General features: G+C 68.3%; 10 protein-coding genes. 5 read left to right on the top strand and 5 right to left on the bottom strand.

What is annotated here, in order from left to right; all coding sequences use genetic code 11:
• Nucleotides 1-5 precede the first annotated feature (5 nt).
• From AC3WL8_RS17560 to dapC, 3 genes are all read right to left on the bottom strand, one after another.
• Nucleotides 6-389, bottom strand: coding sequence for a hypothetical protein (locus tag AC3WL8_RS17560; protein WP_011615476.1), 384 nt, complete (start codon nt 387-389; stop codon nt 6-8).
• A gap of 93 nt (nt 390-482) precedes the next feature.
• Nucleotides 483-1,310: a 2,3,4,5-tetrahydropyridine-2,6-dicarboxylate N-succinyltransferase gene (gene dapD, locus AC3WL8_RS17555; protein ID WP_013956972.1), complete on the bottom strand. Its 828-nt coding sequence runs from the start codon at nt 1,308-1,310 to the stop codon at nt 483-485.
• Nucleotides 1,311-1,379: 69 nt separating this feature from the next.
• Nucleotides 1,380-2,579: a succinyldiaminopimelate transaminase gene (gene dapC / locus AC3WL8_RS17550; protein WP_013956971.1), complete on the bottom strand. Its 1,200-nt coding sequence runs from the start codon at nt 2,577-2,579 to the stop codon at nt 1,380-1,382.
• Nucleotides 2,580-2,772: 193 nt separating this feature from the next.
• Here dapC and AC3WL8_RS17545 point away from each other — a divergent pair, with 193 nt between their 5' ends.
• A complete protein-coding gene (locus tag AC3WL8_RS17545; RefSeq protein WP_013956970.1) occupies nt 2,773-3,741 on the top strand; it encodes a DMT family transporter in 969 nt (322 codons plus the stop codon).
• Between the two features lie 14 nt (nt 3,742-3,755).
• Here the strand turns inward: AC3WL8_RS17545 and AC3WL8_RS17540 are convergent, their stop codons facing one another.
• A complete protein-coding gene (locus AC3WL8_RS17540; protein ID WP_013956969.1) occupies nt 3,756-4,583 on the bottom strand; it encodes a ferritin-like domain-containing protein in 828 nt (275 codons plus the stop codon).
• A gap of 431 nt (nt 4,584-5,014) precedes the next feature.
• On the opposite strand from AC3WL8_RS17540, the gene smc reads away from it, so the two are divergent.
• From smc to def, 4 genes are read left to right on the top strand one after another with little or no spacing between them, the layout of a single operon-like run.
• Nucleotides 5,015-8,530, top strand: coding sequence for a chromosome segregation protein SMC (gene smc / locus AC3WL8_RS17535; protein WP_041227949.1), 3,516 nt, complete (start codon nt 5,015-5,017; stop codon nt 8,528-8,530).
• On the top strand, nt 8,527-9,858 hold the full coding sequence (locus AC3WL8_RS17530; RefSeq protein ID WP_492378493.1) for a cell division protein ZipA C-terminal FtsZ-binding domain-containing protein: 1,332 nt from the start codon (nt 8,527-8,529) through the stop codon (nt 9,856-9,858). The genes smc and AC3WL8_RS17530 overlap by 4 nt, the downstream gene beginning before the upstream one ends.
• Before the next feature lie 12 nt (nt 9,859-9,870).
• On the top strand, nt 9,871-12,000 hold the full coding sequence (ligA, locus tag AC3WL8_RS17525) for an NAD-dependent DNA ligase LigA (protein ID WP_492378492.1): 2,130 nt from the start codon (nt 9,871-9,873) through the stop codon (nt 11,998-12,000).
• Nucleotides 12,001-12,014: 14 nt separating this feature from the next.
• On the top strand, nt 12,015-12,548 hold the full coding sequence (def, locus tag AC3WL8_RS17520; protein WP_013956965.1) for a peptide deformylase: 534 nt from the start codon (nt 12,015-12,017) through the stop codon (nt 12,546-12,548).
• Between the two features lie 89 nt (nt 12,549-12,637).
• Here def and AC3WL8_RS17515 read toward each other — a convergent pair whose 3' ends face one another.
• Complete coding sequence (locus AC3WL8_RS17515) at nt 12,638-14,572, bottom strand: pseudouridine synthase (RefSeq protein ID WP_492378491.1); 1,935 nt, start codon at nt 14,570-14,572, stop codon at nt 12,638-12,640.
• Nucleotides 14,573-14,594 lie beyond the last annotated feature (22 nt).

Raw genomic sequence — 14,594 nt, 5'->3', positions numbered from 1 at the left:
TGGATTCAGCGGAACAGCAGGTTCAGCGCGATCACCAGGCCGCCCAGGCCCAGCGCCACGCCGCCCATGGCCACCGCGGTCATCAGGCGCAGGCGGCGGTCCAGCCGGGCGGCTTCCTTGCGCAGTGCGTCGATGGTGATGGCATGTTGCTCGGCCAGCAGCTTGACGGCCTCGGCCTGCTGCACGGCAGCGGCTTCCAGCTCGGCGATACGGGCGGCGGGATCACGCGTGTCGGCCACTGCGCCTTCCGGCGTTCCATCCTTGCGCTTGTTCTTCTTCAGTTTCTCGATGGTCTTGTTGGCCTGCTCGAGAATGGTGGGCAGCAGGGAGAGCACGGTACTGACGGTGGTGGGATCCAGGGCCATGAGTCGCTTGCGGAGGGAAGGCATGTTCAGCCTGGCCAGGCGGGGTGACAACGGAAATACTGCCCCGGGGGGCGGGCCCCGGAGCGGCGCAGCCGTTGCGGGCTGCGCCAGGCGCGCTCAGTCGCCGCGCAGCAGGTCGTTCAGGCTGGTCTTGGCGCGGGTCTGCGCGTCGACCTTCTTCACGATCACGGCGCAGTACAGGCTGTACTTGCCATCCTTGGACGGCAGGTTGCCCGCCACCACCACCGAGCCCGCCGGCACGCGGCCATAGTGGATCTCGCCGGTTTCGCGGTCATAGATCTTGGTCGACTGGCCCAGGTACACGCCCATCGAGATCACCGAGTTCTCTTCGACGATCACGCCTTCAACCACTTCCGAGCGCGCACCGATAAAGCAGTTGTCTTCGATGATGACCGGGTTGGCCTGCAGCGGCTCCAGCACGCCGCCGATGCCCACGCCGCCCGACAGGTGGACGTTCTTGCCGATCTGCGCGCACGAACCGACGGTGGCCCAGGTGTCGACCATGGTGCCTTCATCGACGTAGGCGCCGATATTGACGTACGACGGCATCAGCACCGCGTTCTTGGCGATGAACGAACCGCGGCGGGCCACGGCAGGTGGCACCACGCGGAAGCCGGCCTTGGCGAAGTCGTCGGCGCTCCAGTTGGCGAACTTGGTCGGCACCTTGTCGTAGAACTGGGCAAAGCCGCCGGCGCTCATCGGCGCGTTGTCTTCCAGGCGGAACGACAGCAGCACGGCTTTCTTGACCCACTGGTTGACGATCCAGTCCTTGCCTTGCTTCTCGGCCACGCGCAGCGCGCCGGAATCCAGCTGGCTGATGACATTGGCGACGGCCTCGCGGATGTCGTTGGGGGCGGACTTGGGCGACAGGCTGGTGCGGTCTTCCCAGGCCTGGTCGATCAGGGCTTGCAGAGCTTGCGTCATATGCGTTTCTTCAGTGGTTATCGGATAAAGGCGCAGCGGTCAGGCTGCGCCGCGGTCATGGGTTGGCGCTCAGCCGAGCGCGCGGCAGAATTCCACGATCCGGCGCGCACCTTCCAGGCATTCCTCGGGCGTGGCCACCAGGGCCATGCGCACGCGGTTGGCGCCGGGGTTGATGCCGTCGGCTTCGCGCGCCAGGTAGCTGCCGGGCAGCACGGTCACGTTCTGCTCGGCCAGCAGGCGCGCGGCGAATTCGGTATCGGTGAGGCCGGTGCGCGAGACATCGGCCCACAGGTAGAAGCCGGCATCGGGCAGCGCCACGTCCAGCACCTCGGCCAGCATCGGCGTCACTTCGCTGAACTTGCGCACGTAGGCGGCGCGGTTCTCGCGCACATGCGATTCGTCGTTCCAGGCGGCGATGCTTGCGCTCTGCACCGCGGGGTTCATGGCGCCGCCGTGATAGGTACGGTATAGCAGGAATTTCTTCAGCAGCGCGGCATCGCCGGCGACGAAGCCCGAGCGCAGGCCCGGCACGTTGGAGCGCTTGGACAGGCTCGAGAACATCACCAGCCGGTCAAGGCCGCGGCCCAGCTTGTGCGCGGCTTCCAGCGCTCCCAGCGGGGCGCGGCCTTCGTCGAAATAGATCTCGGAGTAGCACTCGTCCGAGGCGATCACAAAGCCGTAGCGGTCCGACAGCGCAAACAGCTGCTTCCAGTCTTCCAGCGACAGCACCGCACCAGTCGGGTTGCCGGGCGTGCACACGAACAGCAGTTGCACCTTCTGCCAGACATCGTCGGCAATGCGGTCGAAGGCCGGGGCGAAGTTGCGCGCCGGGTCGCTGTTGGCGAACACTGGGGTGGCGCCGGCCAGCAGCGCCGCGCCTTCGTAGATCTGGTAGAACGGGTTGGGGCACAGCACCAGCGCGCCCGGACGGGTGCCGTCGACCACGGTCTGGGCAAAGGCGAACAGCGCCTCGCGCGAGCCGGTCACCGGCAGCACTTCAGTGGCGGCGTTGACCTTGGGCAGGCCGTAGCGGCGTTCCAGCCAGCTGGCGATGCACTGCCGTAGTGCATCGGAACCTGCCGTTGTGGGATAATTCGCCAGCCCCGCGAGCGACTCTGCCAGCGCTTGCTTGATGAACTCAGGCGTCGGATGCTTGGGTTCACCGATGCCAAAGCTGATGGCCGGCTTGTCGGCAGGCTTTACCTGCGCAAAGAGCACCCGCAGTTTCTCGAACGGGTAGGGCTGGAGCAGGTCGAGGCGCGGATTCACAGTGTCAGTCGGGGCCGGTTAAAACGACGCATTATAGAGGAACGGCGCGGGTTTCCGTGCGCCGGCCCGGCCCGCGCGGCCGGCCGCGAGCACGGATGGCGGGCATCACGCCCTGGTGATGCCGCCGGCGCCGTCCGGACGCTGCCTGCTGTCACCGGCCGGCGGCCCGGCTCGCCTCGCACGGATTCCCTTTATGAGCACAAATACTGTTGCGGCGCAGCATGCGCCGGCCGACCGCCATGCGGTCAAGGCATCGCTTTCCATCCTGATCGGCGCCTCGGTCTGGGGCATCGCCTGGTTCCCGTACCGCGTGCTGGCGGGCTGGGGCCTGGGCGGCATGCACGCCGCGGCGCTGGTCAGCTCGGTCGCGGCGGTGCTGTCGCTGCTGGCCTTCCGCCGGCACCTGGCCGGCCTGCGCCCGCACTGGCTGTTTGTCGCCATCGGGCTGGCGGCGGGCGTGACCAACGCCGGCTTCGTCTGGGGCAGCGTCAACGGCCATGTGATGCGTGTGCTGCTGCTGTTCTACCTGACCCCGGTCTGGACCGCGCTGTTTGCCCGGCTGTTCCTGGGCGAGCGGCTGTCGGCGGCAGGGCTGTCGCTGGTGGCGCTGGCCCTGTTCGGCGCCGGGCTGATGCTGTGGACGCCCGAGGTCGGCGTGCCGCTGCCAGGCTCCGCCGCGGAATGGTCGGGCCTGATCGGCGGCATGGGCTTTGCCGTCAACAATGTGCTGTCGCGCCGCGCCGGCCAGCGCTTCCCGGATATGGACGCACGCGTGCGCACGGTCGTGGTCTACCTGGGCTGCACGGTGGTGGGCGTGCCGGCCGCGCTGCTGCTGGATGGCCCGTCGGTGACCATCGTCCAGGGCGCGCAGGTGAGCGTGGGCATGCTGGTGCTGGGCCTGGCGGCGGTGCTGGTGGTCAGCAACTCGGTGGTGCAATACGGGCTGCAGCGGCTGCCGGCCAACCGCGTGTCGCTGCTGATGCTGTTCGAGATCGTGATCGCGGCGGTATCGGCGTGGTGGCTGGCGACCGAGGTGCTGAGCTGGAAGGAAGCGGCCGGCGGCCTGTGCATCGTGGCGGCCGGGGCCTTGTCGGGGCTGGTGCACCGCAGCCGCGCGCCGGCGCCGGCCGCAGCAGGTGCCGAGGCAGTGGCATGTAACTGAGCCCGGTGCGCGGGTCAGTGCAGCATGACCCGCGACACCACTGCCACCAGCGGCGCCCGCACTGCGCGCTCCACGCCGCGGTGCAGGTGCAGCGGCCGCAGCAGCATCTTCACGGTCATTTCGATAGGGATGTTGCGCCGGATCACGCCGGACACGCGCGCATTGAGCGCGCGCACCTCGGTTTCGGACACGGCCTCTACGCCGCGCTCCATGCGCAACACATTGCGCAACGCGATCGCGGCGTCCTCGTTCTTGATCTCCAGCAGCCGGCGCGCCAGCGCGCCCAGCACGCGCAGCCGGCCCAGCCGCTCGGATGCCGCAAAGCGGTTGAAGTACTGGTAGAAGTGCTTGTAGTGCCGCACCTCGTCGTTGGAGATGCGCCGCGTCAGGTCGCGCAGCACCGGTTCGTCGCTGGCCTGTTCCAGCGCGCGGTAATAGGCGGCGGTGCCGGTTTCCACCACGCAGCGGGCCGCCATTTCCAGGCCCTCGGTCGGTTCGAACTGGTCGATCGAGCAGGTCTTGCTGTACTCGTCGAAGAAGCGCGCATAGCCGCGCTCCCAGTCGAATTCCGGCCAGACATGCTCGACATAGCGCCGCAGCGCCAGCCCGTGCTGCAGTTCCTCGGCCTCCCAGTGCTCGGCAAGCCAGTCGGCCGCATCGGGCACACGGGCGTAATAGGTGGCAAGGTTGCCGGCATAGGTGTCGGACCCGCTCTCGATGAACGAGGCTGACACCAGCAGGTAGAACAGGTCGCGGTCGCCGCGTACGCGTTCCACGTCGATCGCCTGGTAGTTGATGTCGCTGACAGACCACGGCCGGGCGGCCGCTGACGGTTCACTCATGCTCTGTCCTCCTGGTTGGCCAAGGGCTGCGAGGGGCGTTCATGGGTGCGCGGCCCGGAGGGCATCCGAGGTCACGCCGACAGATCAGAGACTAGCATTTACCCTAATAAGTTTCCCAACGGTTGGCCGGCACGGATGGCTGACAGCGCCTGCGGCGCCTGTCAAAGTGCATGCGGAATCGCTTGTAAGGGGCGGAATAGCAAGGGAAATCGGCAATGGGATATGACGCCGGGGCGACTGCCAAACGGGCCGGCGAAGGCATCTGCGATGGTATGATTAGCCCCAATTCTCGGGCCCGAGGGGTATTTTGAGGTGCTGGCGTCACGCCGCGCCGGCTCCCGCGCAGCCCGGCTTTCTGAACAGTGCAATAGCCCCGATACCAGGCCGACCCCGGTTCCTATACCGGAGTGGCCGATACCACACGAGAAACCGTGCGACTATCCTCGATCAAGCTGGCGGGCTTCAAGTCATTTGTCGATCCCACCAATTTTCAAGTGCCCGGCCAACTGGTCGGCATCGTAGGTCCCAACGGCTGCGGCAAATCGAACATCATCGATGCGGTGCGCTGGGTGCTTGGTGAGTCACGTGCGTCAGAGCTGCGTGGCGAATCCATGCAGGACGTCATCTTCAACGGCTCCACCGCGCGCAAGCAGGCTGGCCGGGCGAGTGTCGAACTGGTGTTCGATAATGCCGAGGGCCGCGCTGCCGGCCAGTGGAGCCAGTACGCCGAAGTCGCGGTCAAGCGCGTGCTGACCCGCGACGGCACTTCGTCCTACTACATCAACAACCAGCCGGTGCGCCGGCGCGACATCCAGGACATCTTCCTGGGCACGGGCCTGGGCCCGCGCGCCTACGCCATCATCGGGCAGGGCATGATCTCGCGCATCATCGAGGCCAAGCCCGATGACATGCGCATCTTCCTGGAAGAGGCCGCGGGCGTGTCCAAGTACAAGGAACGCCGCCGCGAGACCGAAAACCGCCTGTCTGACACGCGCGAGAACCTGACCCGCGTCGAAGACATCCTGCGCGAACTCGGCAGCAACCTCGAAAAACTGGAAAGCCAGGCCGAGGTGGCGCAGCGCTTCAAGACGCTGCACGCCGACGGCGAAGAAAAGCAGCACCTGCTGTGGCTGCTGCGCAAGCGCGAGGCCCAGCAAGAGCAGGAACGCCACCAGCGCGCTATCGAGCAGGCCCAGATCGACCTGGAGGCGCAGACTGCGCAGTTGCGCCATGTCGAAGCCGAGCTCGAAACCATGCGCGCCGCGCATTACGGGGCGTCCGATGGCATGCACGCCGCGCAGGGCGCGCTGTATGAGGCCAATGCCGAAGTCAGCAAGCTCGAAGCCGAGATCCGCTACGTGGTGGAATCGCGCAATCGCGTGCAGGCCCAGATCGCCGCGCTGACCGGGCAGCGCGAGCAGTGGCAGGGCAAGGCCGAACAGGCCACCGACGAGCTGGCGCAGGCCGAAGAAAACCTGGCCGTGGCCGAAGGCCGCACGGTCGAGGCGCAGGAAGCTGTCGCCCACAAGAACGACGAACTGCCGACGCTGGAAGCGCAATGGCGCGACGCGCAGCAGCTGCTCAACGAGCAGCGCGCCGGCATCATGCAGGCCGAGCAGGCCCTGAAGCTCGAAGCCGCGCAGCAGCGCAGCGCCGACCAGATGTTGCAGCAACTGGAACAGCGCCGCGAACGCCTGTCGGCGGAAGAAAAGGGCCTGGACCGCCCCGACGAGACCCGCCTGGAGCAGGCCCGCGCCGAGCTGGCCGAGCAGGAAGCGCTGGTCGAGGAAGCCCAGGCCGTGCTGGCCGACGCGGAAGAGAGCGTGCCGCGCCTGGACGAGTCGCGCCGCGCCGCGCAGGCGTGCGTGCACAGCGAAGCCTCCGCCATTGCCACGCTGGAGGCGCGCCTGTCGGCGCTGCGCCAGCTGCAGGAGAACGTGCAGACCGACGGCAAGGTGCAGCCGTGGCTGGCCAAGCATGAGCTGGCCGAGCTGCCGCGCCTGTGGAAGAAGGTCCATATCGAGCCGGGCTGGGAAAACGCGCTCGAATCCGTGCTGCGCGAGAAGCTGGCCGCGCTGGAAGTGTCGAACCTGGACTGGGTCAAGGCCTTCCTGTCCGACGCGCCGCCGGCCAAGCTGGCGTTTTACTCGCCGCCGGCCGCCGCCCGCCCGCTGGAAACGCCTGTCGGCCTGCGCCCGCTGATGTCGCTGGTGCAGATCACCGAGCCGGGCATCCGCGCCGTGATGCAGGACTGGCTGGCCGATATCTATGTCGCCACCGACATGGCGCAGGCGCTGGCTGCGCGCAACACGCTGCCTGACGGTGCGTCGTTCGTCGTGGCCGAGGGCCACCTGGTGGGCCGCAACGCCATCCAGATCTACGCCGCCGATTCCGAGCAGGCCGGCATGCTGGCGCGCGAGCAGGAAATCGAAAACCTGCAGAAGCAGGCGCGCGCGCAGCTGCTGCTGTCCGACGAAGCCAAGACCCAGGCGGTGCGTGCCGAAGCGGCCTACACCCAGGCCAGCCAGGGGCTGGGCGATGCCCGCGCGCGCGCCGAGCAGGCCACCCGCCGCGTGCACGCGTTGCAGATGGACGTGCTCAAGCTGTCTCAGGCGATGGAGCGCTATTCCGCCCGCAGCGGCCAGATCCGCGAGGAACTGGACGAGATCCACGCACAGATCGAAGAGCAGCGCGCCATCCGCGCCGAATCCGAAGCCAGCTTCGAGCAGCACGACGCCGCGCTGGCAGAGATGCAGGCCACCCACGAAGACCAGCAGATGGCCTTCGAGGCGCTGGACAGCAAGCTCTCGGGCGCGCGCCACCAGCTGCGCGACTTCGAGCGCGCCGCGCAGGAAGCCCTCTTTGCCGAGCGCAACCTGGCGAGCCGCATCGACGAGCTGCGCCGCAATATCCAGGTGGCCGCCGACCAGGCCGAACGCATTGCCGAATCCCTGGAAAACGCCCGCGCCGAGCTTGAGACCATCAACGAGCAGACCGCCCATACCGGCCTGCAGGAAGCGCTGGAGCGCCGCGCCGAGAAGGAAGAAAAGCTCACCATCGCGCGCACCGAACTCGATGCGCTGTCGGCACAGCTGCGCCAGCACGACGAGCAGCGCCTGGCCGCCGAGCGCAGCCTGCAGCCGCTGCGCGACCGCATTACCGAGTTGCAGCTCAAGGAACAGGCCGCGCGCCTGAACCAGGAGCAGTTCAGCGAGCAGCTGACCGCGGCCGAGGTGGACGAGGCCGCGCTGGCCGACAAGCTGACCGGCGACCTGAAGCCGTCGTACCTGCAGGGCGAAGTCACGCGCATCAACAACGCCATCAACGCGCTCGGCCCGGTCAACATGGCCGCGCTCGACGAGCTGGCCGCGGCGCGCGAGCGCAAGACCTTTCTCGATGCGCAGTCGGCCGACCTGAACGACGCCATCAACACGCTGGAAGACGCGATCGCCAAGATCGACCAGGAAACCCGCGCGCTGTTGCAGGGCACCTTCGACCAGGTCAACCATCATTTCGGCGAGCTGTTCCCGTCGCTGTTCGGTGGCGGCCAGGCGCGCCTGATCATGACCGGCGAGGAGATCCTCGACGCCGGCGTGCAGGTGATGGCGCAGCCCCCGGGCAAGAAGAACTCGACCATCCACCTGCTGTCGGGCGGCGAGAAGGCGCTGACCGCGATCGCGCTGGTGTTTGCCATGTTCCAGCTCAACCCGGCACCGTTCTGCCTGCTGGACGAGGTGGACGCGCCGCTGGACGACGCCAACACCGAACGCTACGCCAATATGGTGGCGCGCATGTCGGACAAGACTCAATTCGTTTTCATCTCACATAACAAGATTGCCATGGAAATGGCTCATCAACTCATTGGCGTGACCATGCAGGAGCAGGGCGTTTCGCGTATCGTGGCCGTGGATATGGACGCGGCGGTTTCGATGGCGGAGGCAGCATGAAACTGAACATGGACCTGCAGACCGCACTGATCGTCGCGGGCCTGGTTTTCGTGGTACTGGTGTTCGGCTACAACCAGTGGCAGATCCGCAAGGCGCGCCGCCCGCGCGAGCTCAGCCCCGAAGACGACCTGCCGCCGATGCGCGAGCCGGTGGTCGGCCAGAGCACCGCGCCGGAAACCGCCGCGCGCCTGCACGAAGCCGCTGCCGAGCAGGCACCGCGGCGTGAGCCGACGCTTTCCCCGGCGCCGGCCACGGCCGGTGCCGCGGTGGCGACGGGCAACAACCACGCGGCTGCGGCGGCTGCGGCCGCAGCAAGCACCGCGGACGCCGACGATGTCGTCGCCGAGGAAGTGTCCGTCGCGGCCGCCGCGACGCATGCCGAGACCACCGAGGACGAGGCCGAAGCCGAGGCCACTCCGGCCCCGGTACCCGCGCCGGCTCCGGCTCCGGCTCCGGCTCCGGCTCCGCTTGCCGCCGTGCCCGATGGCCAGCCCACGCCGGCCCTGATCGATCCGCTGATCGACTGCATCGTGCCCCTGCACCTGGAGCGCAAGGCCTCCGGTGACCGCATCCTGCCCCTGACCGGCCGGCTGCGCCGCGCCGGCACCAAGCAGGTCCATATCGAGGGCCTGCGCACCGAAGCCAATGCATGGGAGCCGGTCACCGCCGGCCACCAGTACGAAGACCTGCAGGTCGGCGTGCAGCTGGCCAACCGCGGCGGCCCGCTCAACGCGCTGGAGTTCTCGGAATTCATCACCGCGGTAGAGTCGCTGGCCGAGTCGCTCGATGCCTCGGCCGACCTGCCGGACATGAGCGAGACCGTCGCCAATGCGCGCGAGCTGGATGGCTTTGCCGCCGGCTGCGACGTGCAGCTGGGCGTCAACGTGATTTCGGATGGCGCGCCGTGGTCGGCGGCGTACGTGCAGAACGTGGCCACGCAGGACGGGCTGGTGCTGTCGCGCGACGGCACCCGCTTTATCCGCTACCAGGCCAACGCCGAAGGCGTGCAGCGTCCGCTGTTCACGCTGCAGTTCGGCGACACCAACTTCCTGCGCGACGACCTGACCGTCAAGGCCGGCCGCCAGATCACGCTGCTGCTCGACGTGCCGGTGGCCGACCAGGCCGCCAAGCCGTTCAAGACCGTGTGCGAGTACGGCCACACGCTGGCCCAGCGCATGGGCGCGCAACTGGTCGACGACAATATGCGGCCGCTGACCGAGGCCTCGTTCGTCGCGATCTTCAGCCAGCTTGAAACGCTGTACAACAAGCTGGAAGCGCGCGGCATGCCGGCCGGTTCGTTGGTGGCGCAGCGCCTGTTCAGCATCTAGCCGGAGCCTGCCATGACCGCAACACACCGCGGCGCGCAGGCAGATGCCTCCGCGCCCGCCGGCCCCTTGCCGGCCGAAGCTGCCGCCAAGCGCGTGGCCTGGCTGCGCGACGAGCTGGATCGCCACAACTACCAGTACTACGTGCTGGACGCGCCGACCATTCCCGACGCCGAGTACGACGCGCTGTTCAGCGAGTTGCAGGCGCTGGAGCTTGAGCATCCCGAACTGCAGACGCCGGACTCGCCCACCCAGCGCGTGGGCGGCGAGCCGCTGTCGGCCTTCGACTCGGTGCGCCACCGCGTGCCGATGCTGTCGCTCAACAACGGCTTCGCCGACGACGACGTGCTGAACTTCGACCGCCGCTGCGCGCAGGGCCTGGGCCGCACCGCGCCCGCCGCCGGCGAGCAGGACCTGTTCAGCGCCGCCGACGCGGTCGAGTACGCCTGCGAGCTGAAGTTCGACGGCCTGGCCATGTCGCTGCGCTATGAGGACGGCCGCCTGGTGCAGGCCGCCACCCGCGGCGACGGAGAGACCGGCGAAGATGTCACGGTCAACGTGCGCACCATAAAGGCGATTCCGCTGAAGCTGCGAGGCCAGGCTCCCGCCGTGCTTGAAGTGCGGGGCGAAGTCTTCATGTACCGCGGCGACTTCGACAAGCTCAACGAACGCCAGGCCGAGGCCGGCGAGAAGACCTTCGTCAACCCGCGCAACGCCGCCGCGGGCAGCCTGCGCCAGCTCGATCCGCGCATCACCGCCAAGCGGCCGCTGTCGTTCTTCGCCTACGGCCTGGGCGAGCTGCAGGGCGTGGACCGTCCGCCCACCCACAGCGTGATGCTCGACGGCTTTGCCGCGCTGGGCCTGCCGGTGTGCAAGGACCGCGCGGTGGTGAAGGGCGCGCAGGGCCTGCTGGATTTCTACCGCGATATCGGCCAGCGCCGCGACGCGCTGCCGTATGACATCGACGGTGTGGTCTACAAGGTCAACGCACTGGCCGAGCAGGAGCGCCTGGGCTTTGTCTCGCGCGCGCCGCGCTTTGCGCTGGCGCACAAGTTCCCGGCGCAGGAGATGACCACCATCGTCGAGGACATCGAAGTGCAGGTCGGCCGCACCGGCGCAATCACGCCGGTGGCGCGGCTCAAGCCGGTGTTTGTCGGCGGAGTCACGGTGACCAACGCCACGCTGCACAACGAGGACGAGATCCGCCGCAAGGACGTGCATATCGGCGACACCGTGATCGTGCGCCGCGCCGGCGACGTGATCCCGGAAGTGGTCGGCGTGGTGACCGAGCGCCGCCCGGCTGACGCGCGCGCCTTCGTGATGCCGACCGCCTGTCCGGTGTGCGGCTCGCATATCGAGAAGCTCGAGGACGAAGCCATCGCGCGCTGCACCGGCGGCCTGATCTGCGCGGCGCAGCGCAAGCAGGCGCTGCTGCATTTCGCGCAGCGGCGCGCCATGGATATCGAAGGTCTGGGCGACAAACTGGTCGAGCAACTGGTCGACCAGGGCATCGTGCGCACGCCGGCGGATCTGTTCAAGCTGGGCGTGGCCAAGCTGGCCGCGCTGGAGCGCATGGCCGACAAGTCGGCGGCCAATCTGGTGGTGGCGATCGACGCGTCGCGCGAGACCACCATGAACCGCTTTATCTTCGCGCTGGGCATCCGTCATGTGGGCGAAGCCACCGCCAAGGACCTGGCCCGGCACTTCGGCAAGCTCGATGCGCTGATGGCAGCCGACGAAGCGGCTCTGCTGGAAGTGAACGACGTCGGCCCGGTGGTGGCGCAGTCGATCGCGCACTTCTTTGCCGAGCCGCACAACGTCGAGGTCATCGAACAACTGCGCGCCGCAGGCGTACACTGGGCGGAAAGCGAGCCGGTGGCCAAGGCCCCGGCGCCGCTGTCGGGCAAGACCTTCGTGCTGACCGGCACGCTGCCCACCATGTCGCGCGAGGACGCCAAGGAACTGCTGGAAGCCGCCGGCGCCAAGGTGGCGGGTTCGGTATCGAAGAAGACCGACTACGTGGTCGCGGGCGCCGAGGCAGGCAGCAAGCTCGACAAGGCCGAGGCGCTGGGCGTGCCGGTGCTGGACGAGGCCGGCATGCTGGCGCTGCTGGCAGAGGCCGGCGCCGCGCCGGCACAGGAATAACCGGGGAAACAACCATGATCCGCGAGATTCTCAAGATGGGCGATCCGCGCCTGCTGCAGGTGGCGCGGCCGGTGGAGCGCTTCAATACGCCGGAGCTGCGCACGCTGATCGAAGACATGTTCGACACCATGGACCACGCCAACGGCGCCGGCCTTGCCGCGCCGCAGATCGGCGTGGACCTGCAGGTGGTGATCTTCGGCTTCGACCGCAACCCGCGTTACCCGGACGCGCCCACCGTGCCCAAGACCGTGCTGATCAACCCGGTGCTGGAAATGGAGTCCGACGAGATGGAGGACGGCTGGGAAGGCTGCCTGTCTGTCCCCGGCCTGCGCGGCGTGGTGCCGCGCCATCTGCGGCTGAAGTACAGCGGCTACGACCTGATGGGTAACCGCATCGAGCGCGTGGCTGAAGGCTTCCATGCGCGGGTGGTGCAGCATGAGTGCGACCACTTGCAGGGGATCCTGTATCCGATGCGGATCAAGGATTTCAGGCAGTTTGGGTTTACAGAGGTGTTGTTTCCGGATCTGCCGCCGAATAGCGACGATTGACGAGCTGTGCCGCGCGGTATCGAACCCGCGCAAGGCGCAAAAAAACCGGTCCTTGGGGACCGGTTTTTTTGGGTCGGCAAATTCTGGAATCAGAACTTCTCAAACTGCCCCAGGAACCGCCATTTACCCGGCGGCAGATCCCCCAGCACCACGCGTCCCATGCGCACGCGCTTGAGGCCCACCACTTGCAGCCCAACCTGCTCGCACATCCGACGGATCTGGCGCTTGCGGCCTTCGCGCAGCACGAAGCGCAGCTGCTCCTCGTTCTGCCAGCTCACCTTGGCTGGCTTGAGCGGCACGCCATCCAGCGACAGCCCGTGGCGCAGCAGCTCGAGATCATCGGCCGGGAATTCCGCGCTGATATTGCGCTCGACCACGCCCTGCGGCGAGTGCCACACCACACGCACCAGGTATTCCTTCTCGACGGTCGAATCCTCGCCGATCAGCGCGCGCGCGACGCGGCCGTCCTGCGTCAGCACCAGCAGACCGGTTGAGTCGATATCGAGGCGGCCCGCCGGGGCCAGGCTCTTGCGTTGCCACGGGGCGAAGCGCTTGCGCGTGGGGTCGCCTTCCCACTGGTTCTCGGGGGTGAACAGCACCGCGGCCGGCTCGTAGCCGTCTTCGGCCTGGCCGGAGACGTAGCCCACCGGCTTGTTCAGCAGCACCGTGACGCGCTCGCCTTGTTCGGAGCGCGCTTCCTGCATGATCTCGATCTCGGCGTCGGGGCGGATGCGGCTGCCCAGTGCGGTCACGGGCTTGCCGTCTACCAGCACCCAGCCGTGCGGGATCCATTCGTCGGCTTCGCGGCGCGAGCACAGGCCCAGTTCGGACATGCGCTTGGACAGGCGCACCAGGCCGTCGTCGTGGCTGGACTCGGCGCGGGCGGGCTTTTCCTGGCGCGCGGCCGGTGCCTGCTGGCGTGCCGGGCCGGCGGTGCGGATGCGGTCGGCGGCGTCGCTGAAGCGGCGTGCCGGCGCGGTGCCTTCACGGCGGCGCTCGCCCGACGGCGCGGGGCGCGGGCGCTGGTCGTCATCGCCATAACGGCGCGGGCGCGAGTCGGTGCCTTCGAAGCGGCGGGGACGGTTCTCGTCATCGCCATAACGGCGCGGGCGCGAGTCGGTGCCTTCGAAGCGGCGGGGACGGTTCTCGTCATCGCCATAACGGCGCGGGCGCGAATCGGTGCCTTCGAAGCGGCGAGGGCGGCTCTCGTCATCGCCAACGCGGCGCGGATGCGATTCGGCGCCTTCGAAACGGCGGGGACGGTTGTTGTCCTCGCCAGCACGGCGCGGCGGACGCGAATCACCGCCCTCGAAACGGCGCGGCGGGCGCGCTTCGCCGCCTACGAAACGGCGCGGTCGTGCCTCGCCGCGATCGTCGCCAGTGCGGCGCGGGCGGTTGTCGTCGTCGCCAAAACGGCGCGGCGGGCGCGCTTCGCCGCCTTCGAAACGGCGCGGACGTGCCTCGCCGCGATCGTCGCCCGTGCGGCGCGGGCGGTTGTCGTCGTCGCCAAAGCGGCGCGGCGGGCGCGCTTCACCGCCTTCGAAGCGGCGTGGACGTGCCTCACCCCGATCATCGCCCGTGCGGCGCGGGCGGTTGTCGTCGTCGCCGAAGCGCCGCGGCGGGCGCGCTTCGCTGCCTTCGAAACGGCGCGGACGTGCCTCACCCCGGTCGTCGCCATAACGGCGGGGGCGGCTTTCGTCATCGCCGAAGCGGCGCGGACGCGCCTCGCCACCTTCCGGGCGGCGCGGGCGTGCCTGGCGTTCGCCGTCAGCAGGACGCGGCGCGCGGGGTTTGCGCGGCTGGGCTGCGCCGGCCTGCGGTTCGCCCTGGGCCGGACGGCCGCCGGTCTTGCCGCCGGCGCGCTCCTGGGCGCGCTTGATGCCTTCGGAGACGGCTTGCACGCGCTTGCGGTTCAGGTCGGACACCCGCACGGGGCGGGTGCCGGTCTTGCGCGCGGCCGTGCCGGTGTCGCTGGCGGCCTTGATACCTAGCGTCTTGCGCTTCGGCGAATTGCTGTCGGTCATATGTTGATGCTGCCCGCCCGCC

Source organism: Cupriavidus sp. FW305-F7, assembly GCF_058782875.1.
Note: the sequence above shows the minus strand (reverse complement) of the source record. Positions and strands in the feature narration are given on the sequence as shown.